Consider the following 24,480-nt stretch of genomic DNA (forward strand, 5'->3'; position numbering starts at 1 on the left):
AAGGCGGGAGATGGACTTGAGGGAGCCCGTTTCCTGGGCGCCGGGGATGTGGGTGCTGGCCGACGTCCGCCCGGCGGCGTGGGTGGAGACGGCGCTGGCACGCACCGCCCGGAGCGGGACGGTCGCGGCGATGGTGCCGCCCGTCGTCCCGGCCTACGCCCGGGTGCTGCCCCCCACCTACGGACCCGAGGAGGCGGAGACGCGACACCGGTGGCCGGAGATCGCTGCCCACACCGGGGTCGCGCTGACCGCGGGGACCCGGTTCGACGACCTCGTGGCCGGGTCGGACCGCTGGGGCCGGCCCTCCGACGGTGGGCTGGACGCGCAGGGGACCGCGGTCCTCGCCGGTGTCCTCGCGGGCTTCACCGGGACGCCGGAGGAGGCCTACTTCTGTCTCTGGGAGGGGTTCGGCCTCGAGGAAACCCAGGCCTGGCAGGACCGGCCGATGCGTGTCCGGACCCCCGACCGGGCGTACCACCTGCTCACCGGGCCCGTCAGCGCCGCGCCTGTGCTGCCGACGCCGGTGGAGTGGTGGTGCGCGAGCCTGTGGTGGCCGGCGGACCGGGCCTGGCTGGTCGCGACTGAGATCGACGGCTACCTGACCTACGTCGGTGGCAGCCGCGCGGCGGTCGACGCCGTCCTCGCAGCCCCGGAGATCGACGCCGTTGCGGTGGCCCCGTCGAGTCCGCTGGACCCCAGCTACGGCTGACCCCGCGCACTGCCCGCGCGCGAGGTCCAGGCGCCGGGTCGCTGCCGCGGGCGCGCGGCGGGTGGTACAGGTGAGGGCATGCATCTGCGCCACCTCGGGCTGCCGGTGCGGGACCGTGACCGGAGCCTCCGCTTCTACGCGACGTACTTCGGGTTCGACCCGGCGGCCGCCAGGTCCTATCCGGACGGCACGACCATCGTGCGGGACCGCGACGGGTTCGACCTGGCGCTGCACCCCGTGGTCGAACCCGTCGCCGTGCCCGCGTTCCTGCACGTCGGTTTCCGCATGGCCGACGGCGACGCCGTTCGCCGGCTGCGGGAGCGACTGGAGTCCGACGGGGTACCGGTCGTCGAGTACGACGAGGAGCCGGCGCTGGTCTCGTTCAAGTGCCTGGACCCGGACGGCTGGCGGGTCGAGGTCTACTGGGAACTCGGCTGACTCCTCGGCGCCCGGCTCAGTCGCCGAACGAGACGTCCTTGGTCTCGGCGACCCCCGCGGTCCGGCCCGGGGCCGCCTGGAACCCGCCAGTACAGGTTGGTGTGCGCGATGACCTGGTCCGGCGGCGGCGCGCCCCACGCGGTCTGGTCCTCCGTCGTGTGGGCGTCCCCGACCAGCGTCACGTCGTAGCCACGCGCGAAGGCGCCGTGGATCGTGCAGCGGATGCAGGCGTCGGTCTGCGCGCCGGTCACCACCAGCCGCCCGACGCCGGCCCCGGCCAGCACGTCCTCCAGGTCGGTGGCCTCGAAGGAGTCGCCGAACGTCTTGTGCACCAGCGGCTCGGACTCCGCGCGCGTGAGCTCGGGGACGTACTCCCAGGCCTCGCTCCCCCGCAGCATCTCCTCGTCGGAGTGCTGGACCCAGACGACGGGCACGCCGGCGTCCCGCGCCCGGTCGACCAGCGTGCTGATGTTGGCGACCACGTCGCCGCGGCGGTGGGCCTGACCGACGACGCCCTTCTGCACGTCGATGACCATCAGGGCGGTGTGCGGGCGGCCGGGCAGCGTGGTCACGGGGATCTCCTCGGGCTCGTCGGGCGGGATCCGTGTCAGGTGGGTCACGGTAAGCCCGGGTACCGACAGTCCTCGCCGTCCGTACGTCTCGACCGATGACTCCGCCGGGTCCCGCCGGTCCTGTCCTCGACTCCCCTACCACCTCTGGAGGCCCCGTGCCCAGCACCGTCCAGCCGATGGTCCTCACCCGCGACCTGCCGCGGCTGCTCGAGTTCTACCGCGCCGTGCTGGGCGCCACGGAGACCGAGCGGGTGCCGGCGGACGGCCCGGTGTTCTACGTCGGCCTGCGGATCGGCGACAGCGACCTCGGCCTGGTCGCCGAGGCCGAGGCGCCCGAGCAGCCGCCGCGGGTGCTGCTCAGCGTGACGGTGGACGACGTCGATGTGCTGCTCCCCCGGGTCACCGCATGTGGCGGCACCGCGAACCCGGCCAACGACATGCCCTGGGGCCAGCGGGTGGCGCACGTGCAGGACCCGGACGGCAACCCGCTGAACCTGGTGCAGCCGCTCTGACCCGTGCGGGCCGGAGCGGCTGCAGCGACAGCAGGTTCAGCTGATCTCGGCGCGCTCGATCCGCACCCACCCGACCACGATCGGCAGCACGACCCACAGCGCGGTCGACGTCGCGAGCCGGAGCCAGCCCTGACCGTCGAGCTCCCCGAGGAACATCGGCAGCGTCGTGGTGGACAGGTCCAGCCAGTCCCGCACCCAGTGCAGGGCACCGACGGTGGTGACCAGCAGGTTGAAGACCGTCGGCAGGGCGAGGTAGAGCACGATCGCCAGCGGCGAGCTGAGGAACAGCATGCCGAAGGCCACCCCGCCCAGCAGGAACACCACCTCGACGAGCAGCACCTGACCGACCTGGGCACCGGTCAGCGACCAGTCGGCCGCCGCGTCCCCGAGCGCGGGGGTGAGCGCCGTCCCGACTGCGGAGACCACTACGGCGGCGATCATCCCGAGGACGGCGAGCAGCGTGGACGCCAGCAGCTTGGCCGTGAGCACCCGGGACCGCCGGGGCACCAGCGCGAAGGTGGTCAGCGCGGTGCGCTGCGACCACTCGCTGGTGACCAGCAGGACGCCGAGCACCGGGAGCAGCACGCCGATCGGCAGCTGCGTCGCGGCGAGGTACCCGGCGAACCGCCGGTCGCCCTCGTCGCCGGCGAACAGCAGCAGCGCGACGACCGCCAGCAGCACGAGCCCGATCGTGACCAGCAGCCAGCGGCCGGCCCGGGTGTCCCAGCTCTTGCGCAGCTCGACGCGGACCAGCGTGGCGAGGCCGGGCGCGGCCGGTTCGTCGACCACCGGCGGTCGCTGGCCGACGGTCGCGGCCAGGGCGGTCATGCCGCCACCTCCGCCGTGCCGGCCGAGGTGAGGGTGCGGAACAGCTCCTCCAGCCCCTCTCCCCCACCGGGCCGCAGCTCGGTCACGACGGCGCCGGCCGCGGCGACGGCCCGGCCGACGGCGTCCACCGGCGCGTCGGCGACCAGCCCGTCGCCGGCGCCCGGGCGCACCGTGATCCTGGCGGTGGCCAGTGCGCGTTCCAGCGCCGACCGGTCCGGGCCGCGCACCAGGGTCCCCCGGCCGGCCAGCAGCTCCTGCTGGCCGCCCTGGGCCACGATCCGGCCGCCGGCGATGACGACGAGCTGGTCGGCGACCGCCTCGACCTCGCGCAACAGGTGCGAGGAGAGCAGCACCGTGCCACCGCGGTCGGCGAAGCCCCGCAGTAGGCCGCGCATCCAGAAGATGCCGTCGGGGTCCAGGCCGTTCGCCGGCTCGTCAAGCACCAGCACCTGCGGGTCGCCGAGAAGCGCGGCGGCCAGGCCCAGCCGCTGCCGCATGCCCAGGGAGTACTGCCCGACCCGCTTGCCGGCCGGGCGACCGGCAAGCCCGACCGTGCTGAGCAGCTCGTCCACCCGCTCCTCGGGCACGCCCAGGATCGACGAGGCCAGGGCCAGCACCTCACGGCCGGTGCGGCCGCTGTGCTGGGCGCCGGCGTCCAGCAGCACGCCGACCCGGCGGCCAGCGTTCGGCAGGTCCCGGTAGCGCCGGCCGGCCACGGTGGCCATGCCACTGGTGGGTGTGGTGAAACCGCACAGCGCGCGCAGCGTCGTGGACTTCCCGGCGCCGTTCGGGCCGAGGAAGCCTGTCACGGTGCCGGGCTGGCAGGTGAAGGAGACGTCGTCGACGGCGGTGTGGGTGCCGTAGCGCTTGGTCAGGTGCTCGATGGAGATCATGACGACGAGGCTGTCCCCGCCACCCGGCCCGTCACATCGGCCGCGTGGCTGTTCCTGGTCGCCGGTCGGCCGGGCCGGGACACCGACCGAGGACGCACCGGATGTAGACATCGGTAGGTACCGGGCCGGGCAGCGCCCGCTCTAGCCTCCAGCTGTGAGTGCACCCGCCCGCCCCGCGCCGCACGGCGTCGACCACCCGTCGCTGGTGCCCGCCCAGTTGCTCGCTGCCGCCGACCTGGCACCGGTCGCCGGCGAGACGGCGGGGCGCGTGCGGCGGTCGGTGCGCGACTGGGTGGTGGACGTCGTCGCGTTCGTCCTCGCCGTCTGCACGGGGCTGGTCGCCGTCGGGCTGGGTGCGGAGTCCTCGACGCCGCCGGACGGACTGCTGGCCGCCGACCTGTCGCTGGGCCTGCTCGGCTGTGTCGCGCTGTGGTGGCGCCGCCGCTGGCCGGTTGCCATCGCGCTGGGCCTGGCCGTGCTCGGCACGTTCTCCGACATGGCCGGCGGCGCCGTCCTGTTCGCCCTGTTCACCGTCGCCGTCCACCGCCGCTGGCCGACGGTGGTGGTGGTCTCCGCGGCCAACGTGGTGTCGTTCGCGCTCTACATCACGGTGCGCCCGGTGGAGGGGATCCCCACCTGGCTGTTCGCCGTCATCGGCCTGGTGCTGACCGCCGCCGTGGTCGCCTGGGGGATGTTCGTGCGGGCCCGCCGGCAGCTGGTGCAGTCGCTGCGCGACCGCGCGGAGCGCGCCGAGGCCGAGCAGCGGCTGCGCGTGGCCCAGGCCCAGCACCTGGAGCGGACCCGGATCGCCCGGGAGATGCACGACGTCCTGGCCCACCGGCTGTCGCTGCTGAGCATGCACGCCGGGGCCCTGGAGTTCCGGCCTGACGCCCCGCCGGCCGAGGTGGCCCGCGCCGCCGGGATCGTGCGGGCCAGCGCCCGGCAGGCACTCGAGGACCTGCGCGAGGTGATCGGCGTGCTGCGCGACGACCCCGAAGGACCCAGCAGCACCCGGCCGCAGCCCACGCTGGCCGACCTGCCCGGCCTGTTCGACGAGTGCCGCGCCGCCGGGCTGCGGATCCGCGACGAGCAGGAGATCCCCGACCCGGCCACCGTGCCTGCCGGGCTCGGGCGCAACGCCTACCGCGTCGTCCAGGAGGCGCTGACCAACGTGCGCAAGCACGCGCCCGGGACGGTCGCCACCGTGCGCATCGCCGGCGCGCCCGGCGACGGGCTGACGATCGTGGTGGGCAACCCGCCGCCCGCCGGGGAGGAGCACGCCGCTCCGCTGCCCAGCGCGGGCACCGGCCTGATCGGCCTGGGTGAACGGGTCGGCCTGGCCGGCGGTCGGCTGGAGCACGGCTGGACCGGCGACGGCGACTTCCGGTTGACCGCCTGGCTGCCCTGGCCGGCCGCCCCGGCCGGCGCCGGGGAGGTGCGGTGAGGGAGCCGGTGCGGGTGCTCGTCGTCGACGACGACCCCCTGGTGCGGTCCGCGCTGGCGATGGTGCTCGGCGGCGCGGAGGACATCGAGCTGGTCGGGGAGGCCGCCGACGGCGACGAGGTGCCCGGCGCCGTCCAGCGGTGCGAGCCGGACGTCGTCCTCATGGACATCCGCATGCCCCGTGTCGACGGGCTGACCGCCACCGAGCGGCTGCAGACCGATCCCGACTCCCCCGACGTCATCGTGCTGACCACCTTCGACGCCGACGAGCAGGTGCTGCGGGCGCTGCGCGCCGGCGCGAGCGGCTTCCTGGTCAAGGACACCCCGCCCGCGGCGATCGTGGAGGCGGTCCGCCGGGTCGCCGCCGGCGAGCCGATGCTCTCCCCCAGCGTCACCCGGCAGCTGATCGCGCACGTGGCGGCCGTCGACGTCCCGGCCGGTGGCGCCGACGAGCGGCGGGCCCGAGCAGAGGCGCGCCTGGGAACGCTCAGCGAGCGGGAGCTGGAGGTGGCCCTGGCCGTCGGCCGCGGGCTGAGCAACGCCCAGATCGGTGCGGAGCTGTACCTCAGCGTGGCCACGGTGAAGGCGCACGTCTCCCGCCTGCTCACCAAGCTGGAGCTGACCAACCGGGTGCAGATCGCGCTCCTCACCCACGACGCCGAGCTGGTCTGACGTGGCCCGCCTGCAGGGGCCCGCCGCGAGCTCGCGAGCGGTGGGGCAGGCGGGTCCTTCTTCAGCCACCACCCCAGCCGCCGGTCCAGGGCAGCAGGTAGGTCATCACCGGGGGGGCGAGCGTGGTGAGCGCGACCCGCAGCGCGACGTGCAGGTCGGCCAGCAGCGCGCCGAGCGTCACCGTGGCCAGCAGGTTGAGCGGGAAGAAGGCGAGCCAGATGGTGGTCGCCTGCTTCCAGCGCGGCGGGGCCGCGGCGCGCACCTCGGTGGCGGCGTGCACGGGCGCGCCGAACCAGCCCTCGATGCCGGTCCGGCGTTCGGTGCGGGTGACCTCCGCCAGGCCCTGGGCCGATCACAGCCACCACTGCCGCTCGGCGCTGGCCTCCCAGGCGGCGAGGGTGGCCGATGAGTCGAACCGGCAGAGCATGTGCCGTTCGTCGGCTCCGTGCCTCGGCCGCACCCATCCCCCACCCAGGAAGCCGGGGAATCCCTCGGCCATGGTCAGCCCCGCCCGGATCCAGGCGGTCATCTGCACCGCGTGCGCCGGGTCGGGTCGGCGGGTGAAGCAGACGGTGACCGGGAGCCGCGCCGTCGGGTCCTCGATCGGCGCGTGCGTCGTCGTCGGGCCCCCAGCATCACCGCACGTCATGACGGGCGTGTGACGAGGGTCCGGGCGCGCCGTGCGGCCCGCGCACAGCTGCGCTCGTGATGATGGGCGGGTGACGGCGGTCGGGCGGTTCTGGGACCAGGTGTCCGCCACCACTCCCCCGCTCCCCGGCTGGCTGCTGGCGCTGAGCGCGCTGGCCGCCGTCCTGCTGGTCGGCTCCCCCGCGCTGTGGCGGCACGCCCGGCACGCGGTGACCATCGCGCACGAGGGAGCGCACGGCCTGGCGGCGCTGGTCACCGGGCGCCGCCTCGCCGGCATCCGGCTGCACTCGGACACCTCCGGGCTGACCGTCTCCGCCGGCCGGCCCACCGGGGCCGGCATGGTGCTCACCGCCGCGGCGGGCTACACCGGCCCCGGCGTGTTCGGGCTGGGGGCCGCCGCGCTGCTCGCCGCCGGGTACGCCGTCGGGCTGCTGTGGGCGCTGCTCGGGCTGCTCGCCCTGCTGCTGGTGCAGATCCGCAACTGGTACGGGCTGTGGTCGGTCCTGGCCACCGGCACGCTGGTGTTCGCCGCGACCTGGTGGCTGCCGGCCGAGGGGCAGGCCGCCTTCGCGCACGGCGCGACCTGGTTCCTGCTGCTGGCCGCGCCGAAGACGGTGCTCGAGCTGCAGGCCAAGCGCCGCCGCGGCTCGGCCCCGGACTCCGACGCCGACCAGCTCGCCCGGCTCACCCGGCTGCCGGGGCTGATCTGGGTGGGCGTCTTCCTGCTGGTCGACCTTGGCGCCCTCGCCCTGGGCAGCTGGTGGCTGCTCGCGGACACCCCGCTCCCCGGATGAGGGCAGGGGTGCTTCAGTCGCTGGTCGGGCGGCTGCGGCGCCGGGGCGCGGAGTGCGGCGGCTGGTGCACCGGCTCCACCTCCGGTGGCGGCGGGATGCGCCGCTCGACGGGGTCCGCGGAGACGAGCAGCGTCTCCCCGTGGTGGGCGATCTCCACCGGCTCCTCGCCGTACACCAGCCGGTAGGCGGCCGTCTCCGCGGTCACCGTCACCGCCAGGCACCGGCCCTGGACCACGACCCGGAAGGCGAGCCGCTGGATCCGGGGCGGCAGGCGCGGGGCGAAGGTCAGCCGCCCGTCGTGGTCCCGCATCCCGCCGAACCCGGCGACGGCGACCGTCCAACCGCCGGCCAGCGAGGCGATGTGCAGCCCGTGCCCGCTGTTGCCGTGCAGGTTCTGCAGGTCGGTGAGCGCCGCCTCACCCCAGTAGTCGTGGGCCAGCTGCAGGTGCCCGGTCTCGGCGGCCACCACCGCCTGCTGGGCCGCCGACAGCGAGGAGTCCCGCACCGTGCGGGCCTCGTAGTAGGCGAAGTCGGCGATCTTCTGCTCGAGGGTGAACGCATCCCCGCGCAGGTGCAGCGCCATCACCAGGTCTGCCTGCTTGATCACCTGCTTGCGGTAGATGTCGAAGTAGGGGAAGTGCAGCAGCAGCGGGTACTGGGAGGGGTCGGTGCCCTCGAAGTCCCACTGCTCGTGGTGGGTGAAGCCCTCCGACTGCTCGTGCACGCCGAGCGCCTCGTTGAACGGGATCCGCATGTGCTCGGCCCCGCGGGCCCAGAACTCCACCTCGTCGTCGTCGACCTGGAGCCGGACGGCGGTCTCCGGGTTGCGCTTCACCGCCGCGACCGCCTCGCGCAGGTTCCGCTGCGCCATCAGGTTCGTGTAGACGTTGTTGTCCACCACGGCGGTGTACTCGTCGGGCCCGGTCACCCCGTCGATCCGGAACCCGTGCTCGTCGTCGAAGTGTCCGAGCGACGCCCACAGCCGGGCGGTCTCCACGAGCAGCTCGGTGCCGTACTCCCGGTCGAACTCCTCGTCGAGGGTCGCCCACCAGTAGCGGGCCACGGCGTCGGCGATGTCGGCGTTGATGTGGAAGGCTGCCGTCCCGGCCGGCCAGTAACCGGAGGTCTCCTCGCCGTGGATGGTGCGCCACGCGAACGCCGCACCGTCCTGCCCCAGCAGGTGGGCCCGCTCGCGGGCCATGTCCAGGGTGGAGTGCCGCCACAGGAGGGCGTCGCGGACGGCGGCCGGCGCGGTGTAGGTGAGCACCGGCAGGACGTACGTCTCGGTGTCCCAGAAGGTGTGCCCGTCGTACCCGTCACCGGTCAGGCCCTTGGCCGCGATGGGCTGGCGCTCGGCCCGCAGGCCGGCCTGCAGGACGTGGAACATGCCGACCCGCACGGCCTGCTGGAGCTCGTCGTCGCCGTCGATCTCGACGTCGGCCTCGTCCCAGTGCCGGTCCAGCAGCTCGCGCTGCTCGCGCAGCAGCCGGTCCCAGCCGGCCAGCTTGGCCGTCGCGAGCGCTCCCTCGACCTGGTCCCGGACCGCCGGGGCCGACCGCCGGCTGGACCATCCGTAGGCGAGGTACTTGACCAGCCGCAGCCGGGAGCCGGCCGGCAGCCGGGCGGCGAGGGTGTACCGGGCCAGGTCCGGGGAGGTCTCCAGGTCCTCGGTGGCGGAGTCGGGGATGTCGACCTCGTGGTCCATGCCGGCGGCCAGCCGCAGCCGGCTGCGCCGGGTCTGGTGCACCAGGACGGCGTGCCGGCCGCGGCCCACGTGCAGTTCGGCCCGCAGCGGGCGGTCCATCGCCGCACCCGCCCGCGGGTCGAGGGACTGCGTGGTCGAGACGTCCTCGTTGGCCAGCAGGTCCGACTGCAGCGCGACGTAGAGGTCGCCCTGGTCGTCGGTGCACTCGACCTCGTACTCGATCGCCGCGATCGACCGGCGGGTGAGCGACACCAGCCGCGTGCTGGTGACCTTGACCTGGCGGCCGGCGGGCGAGCGCCACTCGGTGCAGCGGCGCAGCACCCCGGCCCGCAGGTCGAGGGTGCGGTGGTGGTAGACCACGTCGCCGTACTGCAGGTCCAGCGGTGAGTCACCGACCAGCAGCCGGATCAGCTTGCCGTCGGTGACGTTGACGATCGTCTGGCCCTGCTCCGGGAAGCCGTAGCCGGCCTCCGCATAGGGCAGCGGCCGCTCCTCGTAGTAGCCGTTGAGGTAGGTGCCCGGGACGACGATCGGCTCCCCCTCGTCGAACGTCCCGCGCATGCCGATGTGCCCGTTGGCCAGGGCGAACACCGACTCGTTCACCGCCAGGGAGGCCATGTCCACGCCCACCTCGGTCAGCGACCAGGGTTCGATCGCGAAGTGGGCCCGCCCCTCCGTCATGCCCGCTCCCCCATCAACTCGGCCAGGTCGGCGACGACGACGTCCGCCCCGCGTTCCCGCAGGGCCTCGGCCTGCCCGGCCCGGTCCACGCCGACCACGAACCCGAAGTCGCCGGCCCGGCCGGCGGCCACCCCGGCCAGCGCGTCCTCGAAGACGACGGCCTGTGCCGGGGGGACGCCGAGCAGCCGGGCGCCGGCCAGGAACCCGTCGGGCGCGGGCTTCCCGCGCAGCCCCTCCCGCTTGGCCACCACCCCGTCGACCCGGACGTCGATGAGGTCCGCGAACCCGCCGGCGGCGATGACCTGCTCACCGTTCGCCGAGGCGGTCACCACGGCGGTGGCCAGCCCCGCCTCCTTCACCGCGCGCAGATAGCGCATCGACCCCTCGTAGACCACGACGCCGTGTTCCTCCAGCTCACGCAGCAGCAGCTCGTTCTTCCGGGTGGCGACCCCGGAGACGGTCGCCGCGTCGGCGGGGTCGGCGCCGCCGCCCTCGGGGAGGATGATTCCCCGGCTGGCGAGGAAGTCGCGGACGCCGTCCTCACGGGGCTTCCCGTCGACGTAGAGGTTGTAGTCCGCGGCGGTGAACTCCGGTGCGGCCGGGTCCCGGCTGCGCAGGAACTCGTCGAAGGTGCGCTTCCAGGCGGCCTGGTGGACCTTCGCGGTCTGGGTCAGCACACCGTCGAGGTCGAACAGGCAGGCCCGGATGTCGTCGGGGAGTCCCAGCACGCCGCAAACGCTACGGCGGGTAGCCGCAGCTGACCTCTTGAAGGTTCCTCTTCTTCATCGATCCTGCGGCGAGGTTGTTAGGGATAACGGTTATTGGGGAACCGTCGGGCGAGGCGCGGCCGAGGTGCCTAGGGTCGGTGCCGGCAGCATCCGCCGTCGTCCCGGCCGGACCGGGGCGACCCCACCGCAGGAGGCCCTGGCATGACCGACCGCCCGACCCCGCCCGACCCGTACGACTTCCTGCCGCAGGTCCCGGCCTTCGAGGTCACCAGCACCGACGTCGCCGACGGGCAGCCACTGGGCACGGCGCAGGTGAGCGGGGTGATGGGCGCCGGCGGGGAGGACGTGTCGCCGCAGTTGTCGTGGTCGGGGTTCCCCCCGGGAACCAAGGGCTTCGCCGTCACCGTCTTCGACCCCGACGCGCCGACCGGCAGCGGGTTCTGGCACTGGGCCGTCGCCGGCATCCCGGCGTCGGTGACCGAACTGCCCCGGGATGCGGGGAACCGGTCGGGCAGCGGCCTGCCGGACGGCGCCGTCCAGCTGCGCAACGACGCCGGGTTCGCCGGGTACGTCGGCGCCGCCCCACCCCCCGGGCACGGGCCGCACCGCTACTACGTGGTCGTGCACGCGGTGGACACCGAGGACCTCGGCGTCCCGGCCGGCGGCAGCTGCGCGTCCCTCGGCTTCGCCCTGTTCGGCCACACCCTGGCGCGCGCCGTCCTCACCCCGGTCTACGAGGAGGCGTGACCCGCCGGGCCGCCGGGCCGGGCCGGCCGTCGGCTCAGCGGACCGGGAGCTCCGCCACGCAGCTGGTGCCCACCCGGGCGAAGCCGGCCCGCTCGTAGACCCGGGCCACGTCGTCGTCCCCAGCGGAGAGGAACACCAGGTCCGCGGTCTGCCGGGCGTGCTCGGCCAGCGCCGAGGTCAGCGCCGCGCCCAGGCCGCGGCCGCGGTACCGGGGCAGCGTGGCCACCCCGACGACCTCGCTGACCTCCCGGCCGTCGACCAGGAGCGGCTGGTGCGACCCGATCGCGACCGGGTCCCCGTCGTCGACGGCGACCATCATGACCGTCTGGCCGCCGGCCACCCGCTCCCGCAGGACCTCCGTGGGCGGCACCTCCGCGGGGCCCGGGGTGCCGAGCGCCACCTCCGGCGTCCCTCCCCCGGCTCCGGCCGGTGCCACGGCCACGTGCGGCGCGGCGAAGGCCAGCTCGGCCAGCCGCTGGTACAGCCCGAGCCGCGGGTCGTCGGCGCCCACGAGGTACAGCCGCACCTCCGGCGGCAGCAGCACCTCCACCGGGTCGACGGCCACCAGCAACGGCAGCTCCTCGACCTGCAGGCCGGCCTCGCGGGCCACCCCGGCCAGCCCGCGGCAGCGGTCGCCGAGCCACTCCACCGACACCGGCAGCCCGGAGCGCTCCTGCAGCTCCACCGCGGCGCGCACGTGGGCGACGGTCACCTCGCCCTCCCGGCCCGAGCGCGGCCGGGCCGGGTAGGGCCACTCGGGCGGGCCGACCGGCACGTCGAGCGCGCCGACGGTCCGCACCTGCACGAGGGCGTCGGCGCGCGGCGCGAGGGTGGAGTAACGCTCGATCCGGTCGAGCAGCCCGGGCGACGACACGGCCAGACCCTAGACGCACCGGGCGACGATCGGACCACGTGCACGCCACGATGGGGTGAGGCGGGGGTGGCGCCCTCCCCCACGACCACCCGGTCGGGGGCCGCCGGACGGCCAGGGGCCAGGATGTCCCGGTGACGGCCGGAATGCGACCGCAGGTCTCCCCCTTCACCGCCTTCGACCGGGAGTCCTGGCGGGCGCTAGCCGCCGGCAGCGAGCTGCCGCTCGACAGCGCCGACCTCCGCTCGCTGGCCAGCCTCGGCGACCGGATCGACCTCGACGAGGTGGCCACGGTCTACCTGCCGCTGGCCCGCCTGCTGCAGCTGCACGTGACCGCCAGCCGGCGGCTGTGGGCCGCGCAGACGGAGTTCCTGCACGCCCGGACGGCCAAGGTGCCCTTCGTCATCGCGGTGGCCGGCAGCGTCGCCGTCGGCAAGAGCACCACCGCCCGGCTGCTGCGCGCCCTGCTCGCGGCCGCGCCGGACACGCCGCGGGTCGACCTGGTCACCACGGACGGCTTCCTGCTGCCGAACGCCGAGCTGGAGCGACGCGGCCTGCTCGGCCGCAAGGGGTTCCCGGAGAGCTACGACCGGCGGGCGCTGCTGCGCTTCCTCGCCGACGTGAAGTCCGGCCGGCCCGAGGTCAGCGCCCCGGTGTACTCGCACCTGTCCTACGACGTGCTGCCCGACCGCCGGCAGGTCGTCGACTCCCCCGACGTCCTGGTGCTGGAGGGGCTCAACGTGCTGCAGGCCGGTGGGGGCATCGACGGCCGGGTGCCGGAGGTGTTCCTGTCGGACTTCATCGACTTCTCCGTCTACGTCGACGCGACCGAACAAGACATCGCGCAGTGGTACGTCGAGCGCTTCCTCGCGCTGCGCCGCACCGCCTTCCAGGACAGCAGCGCCTACTTCCACCGGTTCGCCGGCCTCACCGACGCGGAGGCGACGGCGACGGCGCGCGGCATCTGGACGGCGGTCAACGAGCCCAACCTGCGGCTGAACATCGCGCCCACCCGGTCGCGCGCCCGGCTGGTACTGCAGAAGTCCGCCGACCACTCGGTGCGCCGGGTGCTGCTACGCAAGCTCTGAGCGGGCGGCGCACGGGCGTTAGTTGACGAGACGGGGGTCACGACGTCGTTGTCTCTGGACGCTCCGGGACGCCGGTGTCCAGGCGCAGACTCGCTCCGGTCGCACCCCGCGACCGCCGTCCAACCGCGACTCCCCTCGACTCCCCTGGAGTGGACCCGATGTGCTCCCATCTCACCGCCTGCCCGGACGCCTCCTCCGACGAGCGGGTGCTCGCCGTGCCGGTGAGCCGGCACCCCGAGCAGGGCTGGACCCTGCTGTGCAACGGCGTGGTCGTCTTCGACGACGACGGTGAGCTGCTGCCCGACGGCCGGGTCGTACTCACCCGCCCGTGGGCCCAGCCCCGCGTCCCCGCCTGAGCGAGGTCGAAGGACCCCGACGGACCGATCCGGCCCCGGCGATCACGGTGCCGGGGCGGAGGGGCCCCTTCCGCTACTGGGCGCCGACCACGTCGAGCGTCGTCCCCATGTCGTCGGGGGCGCTGTCGGCGCGGTCCGGGGTGTTGCCGGCCTTGGGCAGCGGCTCCTCGAACGCCTCCGGCGCCGGGCACGCGCAGACCAGGTTGCGGTCGCCGTACGCGCCGTCGATCCGGCGCACCGGGGCCAGGTAGCCCCGGCCGACCAGGCTCGGCACCGGGTACACCGCGACCTCCCGCGGATACGGCCGCTCCCACTCCCCCGCGACCATGGCCAGGGTGTGCGGGGCGTTCCGCAGCGGGTTGTCCTCGCGGTCGTACTCGCCGCTGGCGACCTTCTCGACCTCCTCGCGGATGTGCACCATCGCCGCGACGAACCGGTCGAGCTCGGCCTTGTCCTCGCTCTCGGTGGGCTCGACCATCAGCGTGCCGGCGACCGGGAAGCTCATCGTGGGCGCGTGGAAGCCGAAGTCGATGAGCCGCTTGGCGATGTCGTCGTTGGTGACGCCGGTGGCCTTGGTCAGCGGGCGGATGTCGAGGATGCACTCGTGCGCGACCAGCCCGTCGGCGCCGGTGTAGAGCACGGGGTAGTGCGGGCGCAGCCGCTCGGCCACGTAGTTGGCCGCCAGGATCGCGTGCTCGGTGGCCCGCAGCAGCCCGTCGGGGCCCATCAGCCGCAGGTAGGCCCAGGAGATCGGTAGGATGCCGGCCGATCCGAACGGGGCCGCGGAGACGGCCGGGCCGGTGCCGCCGGTGTCGACCAGCGGGTGCCCGGGCAGGAAGGGCACCAGGTGCTCGCGGACGCCGATCGGGCCGACCCCGGGACCGCCACCGCCGTGCGGGATGCAGAAGGTCTTGTGCAGGTTCAGGTGGCTGACGTCGGAGCCGAATCGACCCGGCTTGGCCAGCCCGACCAGGGCGTTGAGGTTGGCACCGTCGACGTACACCTGACCGCCGGCGTCGTGCACGGCCGCGCAGATCTCCTGCACCTCGGTCTCGAAGACGCCGTGCGTCGACGGGTAGGTGATCATGATCGCGGCCAGCCGCTCGGCGTGCTGCTCGACCTTGGCGCGCAGGTCGGCCAGGTCGACGTTGCCCGCGTCGTCGCACGCGACGACGACCACCCGCATCCCGGCCATGACCGCGCTGGCGGCGTTGGTGCCGTGCGCGGAGGACGGGATCAGGCACACGTCGCGCTGCGTCTCGCCGCGGCTGCGGTGGTAGCCGCGGATGGCCAGCAGGCCCGCGAACTCGCCCTGCGAGCCGGCGTTGGGCTGCACGCTCACCGCCGCGTACCCGGTGACCTCCGCGAGCCCGGCGCACAGCTCGTCGATCAGCTGCCGGTAGCCGCGCGCCTGCTCGACCGGGGCGAAGGGGTGCAGCTCGGCGAACTCCGGCCAGGTGATGGCGGCCATCTCGGTGGCGGCGTTGAGCTTCATCGTGCACGAGCCGAGCGGGATCATCGTGCGGTCCAGCGCCAGGTCCTTGTCCGACAGCTTCCGCAGGTAGCGCATCATCGCGGTCTCCGAGCGGTGCTCGGCGAAGACCGGGTGGGTGAGGAACGGGGTGCGCCGGCGCAGCTCGGCGGGCAGCGCGTCGTCCCCGGCGTCGTCCAGCGCGGCGTCGTCGGCGGCGACGCCGAACGCCTCGGCGACCAGCCGCAGCAGCGCCGGCGTCGTGGTCTCGTCGACGGCGACGGCGACGGTGTCGGAGTCGACCAGCCGCAGGTTGATCCGGTGCCGGGCGGCGGCGGCCACCACGTCGGCCGCGCGGCCGGGCACCGCGACGGTCAGCGTGTCGAAGAAGTGCTCGTGCACCAGCTGCAGGCCGCCGGCCCGCAGCCACCCGGCCAGCGCCAGCGCGGTGCGGTGCACCCGGGCCGCGATCGCGGTGAGCCCCTCGGCCCCGTGGTAGACGGCGTAGGTGCCGGCCATGACCGCGAGCAGCACCTGGGCGGTGCAGATGTTGCTGGTGGCCTTCTCCCGGCGGATGTGCTGCTCACGGGTCTGCAGCGCCAGCCGGTAGGCGACGTCGCCGTCGGCGTCGACGGAGACCCCGACGAGCCGGCCGGGCAGCTGGCGGGCCAGGCCCTCGCGGACCGAGAGGTACCCGGCGTGCGGGCCGCCGTAGCCCATCGGGACGCCGAAGCGCTGGGTGGTGCCGCAGGCGACGTCCGCGCCCCACTCCCCCGGCGCCTCGAGCAGGGTGAGCGCCAGCAGGTCGGCGGCGACGACGACCGACGCGCCGGCCTCGTGCGCGGCGGCGGCCAGGGCCCGGTGGTCCCGGACGGCGCCGCTGGCGCCCGGGTAGCTGAGCAGCACGCCGAACGCGCCGCCCTCGGGCAGGTCGGTGGGCCAGCCGGCGGACAGGTCGGTGACGTGCAGCGGGATGCCCAGCGGTTCGGCGCGGGTCTGCAGCACGGCCAGCGTCTGGGGCAGCGTGTCGGCGTCGACGACGAAGACCGCGCCGGTCTTCGCCCGCCCCGCGCGGCGCACCAGGGTCATCGCCTCCGCGGCCGCGGTCGCCTCGTCGAGCATCGAGGCACCGGCCACCGCCAGCCCGGTCAGGTCGGCCACCACCGTCTGGAAGTTGATCAGTGCCTCGAGCCGGCCCTGGCTGATCTCCGGCTGGTAGGGCGTGTAGGCGGTGTACCAGGCCGGGTTCTCCAGGACGTTGCGCTGGATGACCGCGGGCGTGATCGTGCCGCTGTACCCCAGGCCGATCATCGAGGTGAAGACCTCGTTGGCCGCGGCGCGCTCGCGCAGCTCGGCGAGGACGGTCGCCTCGTCCGCGGCCGCCGGCAGGTCCAGCGGGGTGCGGTCGCGCACGCTCTCGGGAACGCAGGCGTCGGCCAGCGAGGCCAGCGAGGCGTGGCCGACGACCTCGAGCATCGCCTCGGTCTCACCGGGGCGGGGGCCGATGTGGCGGGCGGCGAAGGAGCGGCTCGGTGAGAGCTCCCGCAGCGTGGGCAGGGTGCCGCTCAGCGGCGGCAGCGCGGTTCCGGCAGGTGCAGGCGTCTGGTCCACCACTGCAACGACGCTACCAGCGCCCTCGCGCCGGCCGATCGGCCCGAGCGGGACGGGCCTGGCCGGTGGTTATGCGGAGGCGGCGCGCCGGCGACGGCGGGCGGTCAGCTCGTCGTCGAGGTGCTGCCCGCTGCCGTCCAGCCGCTCGGCCGGCAGTTCGGCCAGCTCGCCGGACAGCTCGCGCAGCGCACCGGAGACGGCGATCCCGAACACGCCCTGTCCCCCGGCGAGCAGGTCGACGACCTCTTCGGCGGAGGTGCACTCGTAGACGGTGGCGCCGTCGGACAGCAGGGTGACGTTCGCCAGCTCGCGCACCCCGCGCTGGCGGAGGTGGTCGACGGCCTTTCGGATGTTCTGCAACGAGACGCCGGTGTCCAGGAGCCGCTTGACGACCTTGAGCACCAGGATGTCGCGGAAGGAGTACAGCCGCTGGGTGCCCGAACCGGTGGCGCTGCGCACCGACGGGGCGACCAGCCCGGTGCGGGCCCAGTAGTCCAGCTGGCGGTAGGTGATGCCGGCGGCCGCGCAGGCGGTGGGGCCGCGGTAGCCGACCAGGTCGTTGTCGACGTCGTCGTACGTGGGGACGCCGACGGCGGCGTCGCTGAACAGCTGACCCTGCGAGCCCTCGCCGAACGCCCGGGAACCGTTGTCCGCGTCGCTCACGTCAGGGCCTCCTCGAGTCCACACACCCAGCAGCTGGGCCGTGCCCTGCTGCCGCCGGGCCGGTCACATCGCGTGCACCGAGCTTCCACGGACGTGATTCGCTGACGGTAGGCCGGGCCCGTAGGCCGGTCAACCGAAGAGGGCGGCGTGTCGCCGACCCCACTCGAAGGGGGTGTGCATCGTCCTTCTCGGCAGTGCACCGCTCAGGTGGGACCCCCGCCGGAGCCGGACCCGGCGCCGAAGTCCTCCGGACTGATGTTGTCCAGGAACTCGCGGAACTTCTCGACCTCGTCCTCCTGCTCGTCGGGGATCTCGATCCCCACCTCGTCGAGCAAGGCCTCGGCGCCGTAGATGGGCGCTCCGGTGCGGACGGCGAGGGCCACCGCGTCCGAGGGCCTGGCGCTGACCGTGCGCTCGTCACCGAAGACCAGCTCGGCGATGTAGATGCCGTCGCGCATCTCGGTGATGTGCACCGCCCGGAGGGTGGCCCCGAGGGCGTGCACGACGTCCTTGAGCAGGTCGTGGGTCATCGGCCGCGCGGGCCGTACCCCCTGCTGCTCGAAGGCGATCGCCGCCGCCTCGACCGCGCCGATCCAGATCGGCAGGTAGCGCTCACCCTGCGCCTCCTTGAGCAGCAGGATGGGCTGGTTGCCGGGCAGCTCCACCCGGACGCCGACGACTCTGAGTTCCTGCACGTCTGGCTCCCCCTCCGCTGTCTGGCCCCGGCCGGGCCCTGCCCGGGACCGGCCGGCGGACGGCGCACCCGTGGGTGCCCGGTTCCCGCAACGGTACGCCAGCAGGCCCCCCGCCTCAGCTGTCCAGGACCTCGCGGAGCCGGGCCTCGAGCAGGGCGCTGTGCAGCTGCGCGGACAGGCCGGCGAGCTCCTGCACCTGCTCCGACGCGCGGCTGCGCGCCTCCTCCGAGCGGGCCCGCAGGACCGGCACGACGAGCTGCTCGAGCAGCGCCGCCTCCCGCTCGGCGCCGTTGCGCCACACCCTCAGGTGGCGCGGCTCGATCCCGTGCCGCGCCAGCCCGGCGGCGGCCCGGGCGACCGGCAGGTCACCGGCCCGGAACCGCCCCTGGGCGTCCGGGGTCACCAGCCCGTACTGCACGCAGTCGGCGAGCTGGGCCTCGTCCAGGCCCGCGGCGCGGGCGAGCACCTCGGCCGGGACCGGGCCGGGGCCGAGCCCGCCGTCGCTCCCGTCGGCGGACTCCTGGCCGGGCAGCGGCTCGCCGCGGTCGAGCGCGTCCAGGTGCTCTTTGATCACCCGCAGCGGCAGGTACTGGTCCCGCTGGGCGGCCAGCACGTACCGCAGCCGGGCGACGTCGGCGCCGGAGAACTTCCGGTACCCCGACGGCGTCCGCTGCGGGTGCACCAGCTCCTCCGCCTCGAGGTAGCGGATCTTGCTGATGGTCACGTCCGGGAACTCGCCGCGCAGCGCGGCCAGCACCTCGCCGATGGTGAGGCGCGGGGCTGCGTCGTCGTTCTCCCGCCGCTGGGCGGCTGCGCTCATCGGCCCGTGCTCATCGTCCGGCGCCCGTCCGTTCCGTTCCGGGGGTGGCCGACCGGATCACTGCCCGACGGGCTCGCCGGTGCGCGGGCCGGTCAGGTACACCAGACGGAACTTGCCGATCTGGACCTCGTCGCCGCCGGCCAGCGAGGCGACGTCCACCGGCTCCCGGTTGACGTAGGTGCCGTTGAGGCTGCCCACGTCGTGCACGGTGAAGCCGCCACCCTCGCGGTGGAACTCCACGTGCCGGCGGCTGACGGTGACGTCGTCGAGGAAGATGTCGCTGTCGGGGTGCCGGCCCGCGGTGGTGACCTCCTGGTCGAGCAGGAAGCGGCTGCCGGCGTTGGGCCCGCGCTTGACGACGAGCAGCGCCGACCCGGCAGGCAGGGACTCGACCGCGCCGGCGTGGGCGTCGGCGCTGGTGTCGACGACCTCGGCCTGCTCACCGGAGTCCTCCCCGCCGACCTTGGGGATGATGCTGGTCGACTCACCCACGCTCTGCGGGCTCAGAGCCGCCCCGCACTGGGCGCAGAAGCGGCTGCCCTCGGGGTTCTGGTGGCCACAGCGAGTGCAGAGCACGTGGGTCTCCTCCGGTGCAGGTGGCACCGCCGCGGGCGTGGACGTCCGCGGCGGCCGGCGGTCGACGGACCGGTCGGTCCGTCGAGGTCGGCCGCCGCGGGCTCGCGGTCGGGCCGGGGGTCATGGAAGCAGCGGCTGACCCAGGGGTCAACCGGACGTACAGGGTGAGGGTCGGGCGCCGCGGGGCGCGGCTCCGGCCATCGACGTGATGATAGTGATCGAGACCAGCCGTGCCGAGTCGCCGGGTCGGCCGCACCGCCGGCACCGCCCGGGACGGGGTGCTCAGGACGCGTCGACGAGGGCCTGGTAGGCGGCGGCGTCGAGCAGGTCCGCGGTCGGGTCCCCGTCGGCGCCGGGCACGGCGACCTCGACCAGCCAGCCCTCGCCGTACGGGTCGCTGTTGACCGTCTCGGGGCTGGTCTCCAGGGCGCTGTTCACCGCGGTCACCACCCCGGTCACCGGCGAGTAGAAGTCGGAGACGGACTTGGTCGACTCGACCTCCCCGATCGCGCTGCCCGGGGCCACCTCCTCCCCCACCTCGGGGAGCTGGACGAAGACGATGTCGCCGAGGGCGTCCTGCGCGTGGTCGGTGATGCCCACCCGGACCACCGTCGAGGCACCGTCCGTGCCCTGGACCAGCGCCCACTCGTGCTGGTCGGTGTAACGACGGTCGTCGGGCGTGGCCATGCGGCATCTCCTGGGCTCTCGGTGGTGCAGGCTCGTGTGGCTGGGTTCGTGCGGTCGGCCTCGGTGCAGGGGCCGGGGCGCTCCGAGATCCGGTTTCAGTCCTCGTCCTCGGGCTCAGCGTATTGAGGGGCCTCCAGCACCCGCAACGCGTCCACGACGACCCGGTCGGACTGCACGACGTCCACGCTGCCCGAGCGCCGGGTGACCTTGTCGACGACGCCGTTGGGGATGTTCATCGCCGTCTCCATGTCCCGGGGCGAGCCGATGACGAGGACGTCGTACGGCGCGTCGACGGGCTGCCCGTCGACGGACAGCGCCCCCGGGTCGCCGGTGACCGCGCTGTCCACGCCGATCCGGACCCCGTCGACCTGCATGGTCTCCGCCCCGGCGCCGCGCAGCTCCTGCACCGCGTAGAGCAGGATCGCCGCGCTGATCCGGTCGGCCGGGTCCCGGACGGTGATCTGCAGTCCCGGCCCCTCGGCGGCCACCCGGCCGGTCAGGATGCCGAGGGCCTGCGCCCGGTCCGCGGCCTCCTCCAGCGCCGCCGGGGACGTGCTGCCCTCGGTGCCCAGCTGCTCGAGGGCGGCCCGCTGCTCGGCGATCTGCTGCCGCAGCCGGTCCTCCCGGGCCGTCACGTCGTCGAGGATGCGGACGAGGTCGTCCTGGCGCAGCCCGGCGAGCGCGGCGTCGGTGTCGGTGCTGCGCACCTGCACCGCGATGGCGAAGCCGAGCACGAGCGTGAGGACGCCGATGAGGACGGCGGCCAGGGGGTCCCGCCGCCGCCGGCGCCACCCCCGCCAGGACGCCCGCGGGCCACCGGGCGGGGGTGGCGCCGGCCCAGCGGGGCCCGGCTCGTCCGCGGTCATGCCCGGAACAGGTGCCGGCGGATCGCCGCGGCGTTGCCGAAGATGCGGATGCCGAGCACGACGACGACGGCGGTGGACAGCTGGGCGCCGACGCCGAGCTGGTCACCGAGGAAGACGATGAGCGCGGCGACCACCACGTTGGACACGAAGGAGACGACGAAGACCTTCGCGTCGAAGATGCCGTCGAAGCGCGCGCGGATGCCGCCGAAGACCGCGTCGAGCGCGGCGACCACCGCGATCGGCAGGTAGGGCTGCAGCCACAGCGGGACGCTGGGGTCCAGGACGAGGCCGAGGACCACGCCGACCGCGAGTCCGAGGATCGGGATCACGGGTCAGCCTCCGTCGGTGGTGGGGCCGGGGGTCTCCGCGGCCGGCGGGTCGGCGGCGGCGTCCAGCGGCTGGGCGTTGCGCAGCTCCGGGCTGGCCGCGCCGGGCAGCTGGAGTTCGTCGGCCCGGGCGAAGTCGAACACCACACCGTAGAGACGGGTGAGGTCGGCGACGAAGGAGGCCTCCGGCGTGCTCAGGAAGCGGTTGGCCAGCGTGTCCGGGTCGCCGATCGCGCGGATCTCGTAGGGGCTGCTCACCGGCTGGAAGTCCACGAGGATCGCGCCGCCGGCCTGCCGGACCGCCGTCGTCGGCCCGAGCCGCTGCCCGTTGATGCTGACCGCCTCGGCGCCGGAGCTCCACAGCGCGTTGACGACCTGCTGCACGTCGCTGTCCTGCACCACGCCGGCCTGGGCGACCTCCTCCGACCCGCCGATCGGGTCGCTGTCGGCCGCCGCCGGCGCGTTGCCCAGGGTCACCTCCATCCCCGGCCCGGAGACCGGGACGAGCGCCGCCTGCCGCTCGGCGGTCGCCAGCTGCTCCAGCGCCCGCTGCCCGATCGCGCTGGCCGCCAGGGCCTCGTCGCGGGTGCGGTTGACCTCCGCGGTGAGCTGCTCGAGCTGCGCGCTCAGGTCGTCGACGCGGTCGGTCCCCTCGCGGATGTCCTGGCGCAGCGCGTCGCGGACCTCCTGGCGGCCCTCCGCGCCGGAGGCGGCCTCCTCGTAGGTGACCGAGGCGAGCAGACCGGCGAGGGCCAGGGTGAGCGCGACCAGCCCCTGGCCGCGGCGGCGCCGGATCCAGGAGGGCCGGCCGGGTGGCGGTGCTCCGGGCTCGGGTGCACTCACGGCGGCCCGGGCCGCCCGGGCGGCGGCGGCCTGCGCGTAGGCCGGGTCGACCGTCTCGGCGAGGACCTGGTCGAGCAGGGAGGCGCCCAGCGAGCGTGGCCGCCCGGGCGCGGCCCGGGTCACGGCCGGGCCTCGGCCAGGCTCCTCCGGACCAGCCCGGCCGCCTGGACGACGTAGAAGACGCCGGCCAGCAGGTAGAGCGCGGCGCCCCAGATCGTGAGGGCATAGGCGACGGGCCGGACCAGCGAGGCCACCGGGCCGTCGCCGTCGGCGAGCAGCAGCAGCGGGAAGGCGTAGAGGAGCAGGAAGGTGGCCGCCTTGCCGAGGTAGTGCACCTGCAGCGGCGGCCAGCCGGCGAGGCGGAGCACCAGCAGGGTCAGCCCGAGGACCAGCTCGCGGCCGACCAGGACGGCGACCAGCCAGAACGGGACGACGTCGCGCAGCACGAACGCGATGAGCGTGGCGACGATGTACAGCCGGTCCGCGGCCGGGTCGAGGAGGGCCCCGAGCTTGCTGGACTGGCCCAGCGCCCGGGCCAGCTTGCCGTCGGCCCAGTCGGTGAACCCGGAGACGGCGAGCACCACGATCGCCCACCCGTCGGCGTGCGGGCCGAGCAGCAGCCACAGGAACAGCGGGACGCCGAGCAGCCGCAGCACCGACAGCGCGTTGGGCAGGGTGAACACCCGGTCGCCGAGCTCGTCCCGCCCGAGCGCCCGGGCCGTGCCGCGGGCCGCCGTCGGCTCCCCCGCCGGGGTCCCCGCCGTGCGGTCGTCCGCCGTCGTCATCGCTGCTCCACCTCGCCGTCCACCAGCCCTCAGGCTAGTGCCCGCCGGCCGGGGACCCGGCCATCACGGCCGGGCCCTGTGGCGTGGCGGCCGCGGTCGGCGGCCGGTCACCGGTCCGGGCCCCCCAGTCGGAGCCGCATCTGCTCGCCCACCTGTCGCCGCGGATGTCCCCGAGGACGCTCACGGCCCCGGCGGTCGGGGGTCCATCGGTCCGGGTGCACCATCGGGCGGGCGACCGAGGCGGTCACCCACCGCATCCTGGGATCCACCGTCCGCGCTCTGCCCTCCGGAGGACACCGCCCCGTGACATCGGCCCGCCCGTTCTTCGACGCCCACTTCCACGTCATCGACAGCCGGTTTCCGCTGGAGGCCAACGAGGGCTTCGTGCCCGAGGAGTTCACCGTGGCGCAGTACCGGGAACGGACCGCCGGGCTGGGCGTCGTCGGCGGCGCCGTGGTGTCCGGTTCGTTCCAGCGCTTCGACCAGGGCTACCTGCTCGACGCGCTGGACCAGCTCGGGCCCGGCTTCGTCGGGGTCACCCAGATCCCGCACGACCTGCCGGACGCCGACGTAGCGGCCCTCGGCGAGCGCGGGGTGCGCGCCGTCCGGTTCAACCTGCGCCGCGGCGGGTCGGCCGCCGTGGAGCACCTCGACCGGCTGGCCCGCCGGGTGCACGACCTGGCCGGCATGCACGTCGAGCTCTACGTCGACGCCCGGGACCTGCCCGACCTGGCCGCCGTCCTGGCCGCGCTGCCGGCGGTGAGCATCGACCACCTCGGGCTGCACGCCGACGGGCTGCCCGCCCTGCTGGCGCTGGTCGAGCGCGGGGTGCGGGTGAAGGCCACCGGCTTCGGGCGGGTGGAGCTCGACGTCGCCGCCACGATCCGGGCGGTGCTGGCGGTGGACCCGACCGCGCTGATGGTCGGCTCCGACCTGCCCTCCACCCGCGCCCGGCGGCCCTTCGCCGACAGCGACCTGGACCTCGTGGCGACGGTGGCCGGCGAGCACCTCGACGCGGTGCTGCACGGCAACGCGGCGGCCTTCTACCGGGTGTGACCGACGGGGTGGCGCCCTCCGGGACGGTGCGCGGGTCGGCCGCCTGCGTGATCGGTCGGGGCGGCGGTCCCGATGTGCCGCGGGGTTGTTGGGGATAACGGACGAGTGCACGGCGCGTGTGACCCGCGGTCGGGCCACCCACGCTCGTCGTCCTCGGCGTCGGGCACGGCCTGGCGTTCGCCGGTTCCTCGCCGTCACCTACGTCGGCGGGACCGCGCACCCGGCCTGCGCTCCCCTGCCGGCACCGGGAACCCGCGGAGGACTCCTGCCCCCCCCCCCCCCCCCCCCCCCCCCCCCCCCCCCCCCCCCCCCCCCCCCCCCCCCGCCCCCCCCCCCCCCCCCCCCCCCCCCCCCCCCCCCCCCCCCCCCCCCCCCCCCCCCCCCCCCCCCCCCCCC

Annotated in this window: 28 protein-coding genes; 10 read left to right on the forward strand and 18 right to left on the reverse strand. The window is 74.8% G+C overall.

The features are described 5' to 3' along the window. Window positions 1-16: 16 nt before the first annotated feature. Window positions 17-709, forward strand: a complete 693-nt coding sequence (locus HK417_RS12685) for a hypothetical protein (RefSeq protein WP_222266954.1) — start codon at window positions 17-19, stop codon at window positions 707-709. Between the two features lie 78 nt (window positions 710-787). Further along, window positions 788-1,147, forward strand: a complete 360-nt coding sequence (locus HK417_RS12690; RefSeq protein ID WP_222266956.1) for a VOC family protein — start codon at window positions 788-790, stop codon at window positions 1,145-1,147. Here HK417_RS12690 and HK417_RS12695 read toward each other — a convergent pair. Beyond that, complete coding sequence (locus HK417_RS12695; protein ID WP_222266958.1) at window positions 1,129-1,767, reverse strand: cysteine hydrolase family protein; 639 nt, start codon at window positions 1,765-1,767, stop codon at window positions 1,129-1,131. The genes HK417_RS12690 and HK417_RS12695 overlap by 19 nt on opposite strands. A 107-nt stretch (window positions 1,768-1,874) precedes the next feature. On the opposite strand from HK417_RS12695, the gene HK417_RS12700 reads away from it, so the two are divergent. Beyond that, on the forward strand, window positions 1,875-2,231 hold the full coding sequence (locus HK417_RS12700) for a VOC family protein (RefSeq protein WP_308123547.1): 357 nt from the start codon (window positions 1,875-1,877) through the stop codon (window positions 2,229-2,231). 36 nt (window positions 2,232-2,267) lie between these two features. Here HK417_RS12700 and HK417_RS12705 read toward each other — a convergent pair whose 3' ends face one another. Beyond that, complete coding sequence (locus tag HK417_RS12705; protein WP_222266962.1) at window positions 2,268-3,059, reverse strand: hypothetical protein; 792 nt, start codon at window positions 3,057-3,059, stop codon at window positions 2,268-2,270. Continuing rightward, window positions 3,056-3,952, reverse strand: a complete 897-nt coding sequence (locus HK417_RS12710) for an ABC transporter ATP-binding protein (RefSeq protein ID WP_222266964.1) — start codon at window positions 3,950-3,952, stop codon at window positions 3,056-3,058. The genes HK417_RS12705 and HK417_RS12710 overlap by 4 nt, the downstream gene beginning before the upstream one ends. A 154-nt stretch (window positions 3,953-4,106) precedes the next feature. On the opposite strand from HK417_RS12710, the gene HK417_RS12715 reads away from it, so the two are divergent. Both HK417_RS12715 and HK417_RS12720 read left to right on the forward strand, forming a co-directional pair. Further along, window positions 4,107-5,396, forward strand: coding sequence for a sensor histidine kinase (locus HK417_RS12715; protein WP_222266966.1), 1,290 nt, complete (start codon window positions 4,107-4,109; stop codon window positions 5,394-5,396). Then, window positions 5,393-6,067: a response regulator gene (locus HK417_RS12720; protein ID WP_222266968.1), complete on the forward strand. Its 675-nt coding sequence runs from the start codon at window positions 5,393-5,395 to the stop codon at window positions 6,065-6,067. Before HK417_RS12715 ends, HK417_RS12720 begins: the two co-directional genes overlap by 4 nt. 61 nt (window positions 6,068-6,128) lie before the next feature. Here the strand turns inward: HK417_RS12720 and HK417_RS12725 are convergent, their stop codons facing one another. Next, entirely contained in the window at window positions 6,129-6,347 is a 219-nt protein-coding gene (locus HK417_RS12725; protein WP_222266970.1) for a hypothetical protein, read from the reverse strand. A gap of 72 nt (window positions 6,348-6,419) precedes the next feature. Next, the gene (locus HK417_RS12730; RefSeq protein WP_222266972.1) at window positions 6,420-6,716 is read right to left on the reverse strand and encodes a hypothetical protein; all 297 of its coding nucleotides are present in this window, start codon (window positions 6,714-6,716) and stop codon (window positions 6,420-6,422) included. Window positions 6,717-6,786: 70 nt separating this feature from the next. Between HK417_RS12730 and HK417_RS12735 the strand changes: the two genes are divergently transcribed. Beyond that, complete coding sequence (locus tag HK417_RS12735) at window positions 6,787-7,509, forward strand: M50 family metallopeptidase (protein WP_222266974.1); 723 nt, start codon at window positions 6,787-6,789, stop codon at window positions 7,507-7,509. A gap of 13 nt (window positions 7,510-7,522) precedes the next feature. Here HK417_RS12735 and HK417_RS12740 read toward each other — a convergent pair whose 3' ends face one another. Together HK417_RS12740 and HK417_RS12745 are read right to left on the reverse strand one after the other, a co-directional pair. Further along, window positions 7,523-9,895 (reverse strand): glycoside hydrolase family 65 protein, encoded by a 2,373-nt coding sequence (locus HK417_RS12740; protein WP_222266975.1) that lies wholly within the window; start codon window positions 9,893-9,895, stop codon window positions 7,523-7,525. Next, window positions 9,892-10,623, reverse strand: coding sequence for a beta-phosphoglucomutase family hydrolase (locus HK417_RS12745; RefSeq protein ID WP_222266977.1), 732 nt, complete (start codon window positions 10,621-10,623; stop codon window positions 9,892-9,894). Before HK417_RS12745 ends, HK417_RS12740 begins: the two co-directional genes overlap by 4 nt. A gap of 201 nt (window positions 10,624-10,824) precedes the next feature. On the opposite strand from HK417_RS12745, the gene HK417_RS12750 reads away from it, so the two are divergent. Beyond that, the gene (locus tag HK417_RS12750) at window positions 10,825-11,370 is read left to right on the forward strand and encodes a YbhB/YbcL family Raf kinase inhibitor-like protein (RefSeq protein ID WP_222266979.1); all 546 of its coding nucleotides are present in this window, start codon (window positions 10,825-10,827) and stop codon (window positions 11,368-11,370) included. A 34-nt stretch (window positions 11,371-11,404) separates the two neighbouring features. Here the strand turns inward: HK417_RS12750 and HK417_RS12755 are convergent, their stop codons facing one another. Beyond that, complete coding sequence (locus tag HK417_RS12755) at window positions 11,405-12,244, reverse strand: GNAT family N-acetyltransferase (protein WP_222266981.1); 840 nt, start codon at window positions 12,242-12,244, stop codon at window positions 11,405-11,407. Window positions 12,245-12,375: 131 nt separating this feature from the next. On the opposite strand from HK417_RS12755, the gene coaA reads away from it, so the two are divergent. Both coaA and HK417_RS12765 read left to right on the forward strand, forming a co-directional pair. After that, window positions 12,376-13,329 (forward strand): type I pantothenate kinase, encoded by a 954-nt coding sequence (gene coaA, locus HK417_RS12760; RefSeq protein ID WP_308123548.1) that lies wholly within the window; start codon window positions 12,376-12,378, stop codon window positions 13,327-13,329. A gap of 158 nt (window positions 13,330-13,487) precedes the next feature. Beyond that, the gene (locus HK417_RS12765; protein WP_222266983.1) at window positions 13,488-13,685 is read left to right on the forward strand and encodes a DUF5999 family protein; all 198 of its coding nucleotides are present in this window, start codon (window positions 13,488-13,490) and stop codon (window positions 13,683-13,685) included. Window positions 13,686-13,758: 73 nt separating this feature from the next. On the opposite strand, the gene gcvP is transcribed toward HK417_RS12765, so the two are convergent. From gcvP to HK417_RS12815, 10 genes are all read right to left on the reverse strand, one after another. Further along, the gene (gcvP, locus tag HK417_RS12770; protein WP_308123549.1) at window positions 13,759-16,770 is read right to left on the reverse strand and encodes an aminomethyl-transferring glycine dehydrogenase; all 3,012 of its coding nucleotides are present in this window, start codon (window positions 16,768-16,770) and stop codon (window positions 13,759-13,761) included. A gap of 66 nt (window positions 16,771-16,836) precedes the next feature. Next, on the reverse strand, window positions 16,837-17,430 hold the full coding sequence (locus tag HK417_RS12775; RefSeq protein WP_439957923.1) for a MerR family transcriptional regulator: 594 nt from the start codon (window positions 17,428-17,430) through the stop codon (window positions 16,837-16,839). Between the two features lie 203 nt (window positions 17,431-17,633). After that, on the reverse strand, window positions 17,634-18,125 hold the full coding sequence (locus HK417_RS12780) for a bifunctional nuclease family protein (RefSeq protein WP_222266985.1): 492 nt from the start codon (window positions 18,123-18,125) through the stop codon (window positions 17,634-17,636). A 115-nt stretch (window positions 18,126-18,240) separates the two neighbouring features. Beyond that, window positions 18,241-18,945 (reverse strand): transcriptional regulator FtsR, encoded by a 705-nt coding sequence (gene ftsR, locus HK417_RS12785; RefSeq protein WP_222266987.1) that lies wholly within the window; start codon window positions 18,943-18,945, stop codon window positions 18,241-18,243. Between the two features lie 57 nt (window positions 18,946-19,002). Beyond that, complete coding sequence (odhI, locus tag HK417_RS12790; RefSeq protein ID WP_222266989.1) at window positions 19,003-19,521, reverse strand: oxoglutarate dehydrogenase inhibitor Odhl; 519 nt, start codon at window positions 19,519-19,521, stop codon at window positions 19,003-19,005. A gap of 282 nt (window positions 19,522-19,803) precedes the next feature. After that, window positions 19,804-20,208, reverse strand: a complete 405-nt coding sequence (gene gcvH, locus HK417_RS12795; RefSeq protein ID WP_222266991.1) for a glycine cleavage system protein GcvH — start codon at window positions 20,206-20,208, stop codon at window positions 19,804-19,806. Between the two features lie 95 nt (window positions 20,209-20,303). Next, window positions 20,304-21,074 (reverse strand): DUF881 domain-containing protein, encoded by a 771-nt coding sequence (locus HK417_RS12800; protein WP_222266993.1) that lies wholly within the window; start codon window positions 21,072-21,074, stop codon window positions 20,304-20,306. Beyond that, on the reverse strand, window positions 21,071-21,403 hold the full coding sequence (locus HK417_RS12805) for a small basic family protein (protein ID WP_222266995.1): 333 nt from the start codon (window positions 21,401-21,403) through the stop codon (window positions 21,071-21,073). Before HK417_RS12805 ends, HK417_RS12800 begins: the two co-directional genes overlap by 4 nt. A gap of 3 nt (window positions 21,404-21,406) precedes the next feature. Further along, a complete protein-coding gene (locus HK417_RS12810; protein WP_222266997.1) occupies window positions 21,407-22,366 on the reverse strand; it encodes a DUF881 domain-containing protein in 960 nt (319 codons plus the stop codon). Then, window positions 22,363-23,028: a CDP-alcohol phosphatidyltransferase family protein gene (locus HK417_RS12815; RefSeq protein ID WP_222266999.1), complete on the reverse strand. Its 666-nt coding sequence runs from the start codon at window positions 23,026-23,028 to the stop codon at window positions 22,363-22,365. The genes HK417_RS12810 and HK417_RS12815 overlap by 4 nt, the downstream gene beginning before the upstream one ends. 303 nt (window positions 23,029-23,331) lie before the next feature. Between HK417_RS12815 and HK417_RS12820 the strand changes: the two genes are divergently transcribed. After that, window positions 23,332-24,084 carry an amidohydrolase family protein gene (locus HK417_RS12820; protein ID WP_222267001.1) on the forward strand — a complete coding sequence of 251 codons (753 nt, stop codon included), beginning with the start codon at window positions 23,332-23,334 and terminating at the stop codon, window positions 24,082-24,084. Window positions 24,085-24,480 lie beyond the last annotated feature (396 nt).

The organism is Modestobacter marinus, from assembly GCF_019799945.1.
Classification (GTDB): Bacteria; Actinomycetota; Actinomycetes; order Mycobacteriales; family Geodermatophilaceae; genus Modestobacter; species Modestobacter marinus_B.